This window comes from Streptacidiphilus jeojiense, from assembly GCF_000719095.1.
Classification (GTDB): domain Bacteria; phylum Actinomycetota; class Actinomycetes; order Streptomycetales; family Streptomycetaceae; genus Streptacidiphilus; species Streptacidiphilus jeojiensis.
This window is the reverse complement of the sequence record NZ_JOEH01000109.1, coordinates 1-363: the sequence shown is the minus strand read 5'-3', so window position 1 is coordinate 363 and position 363 is coordinate 1. Positions and strand designations below refer to the sequence as shown.

The window sequence follows — 363 nt, the reverse complement described above, 5'->3', positions numbered from 1 at the left end:
TCCTGCGGATCACCGCCGGAGCCCCGGACAGCCGGCTCCTCGGCTCCGGCTCCGTGGAGGTCACCGTCCAACTGCCCGCCGGCTCCCACGTCCAGGCCAAGGCCGCCGGCACCGAGCTGCGCGGCGTCGGACGCCTGGGCGACATCGTCTTCGACGGCGCCTATCGCACCATCAAGATCGACGAGGCCGCCAGCCTGCGACTGACCGCCGTCGACGGCGACGTCGAGGTCGGCCGCCTCGGCGGCTCCGCCACGATCAGCACCACCCGCGGCGACATCCGGATCGCCGAAGCCGCGGCCGGCACCGTCGAACTGCTCACCCAGTCCGGCAACATCTCCGTCGCCGCGGCCCCCGGCGTCTCCG

Annotated in this window: 1 protein-coding gene; it reads left to right on the top strand. The window is 74.1% G+C overall.

From position 1 onward, the window contains the following. Positions 1-363 (top strand): DUF4097 family beta strand repeat-containing protein (locus tag IF29_RS0141245; RefSeq protein ID WP_030267759.1); only part of this gene is annotated, 363 nt, incomplete at both ends.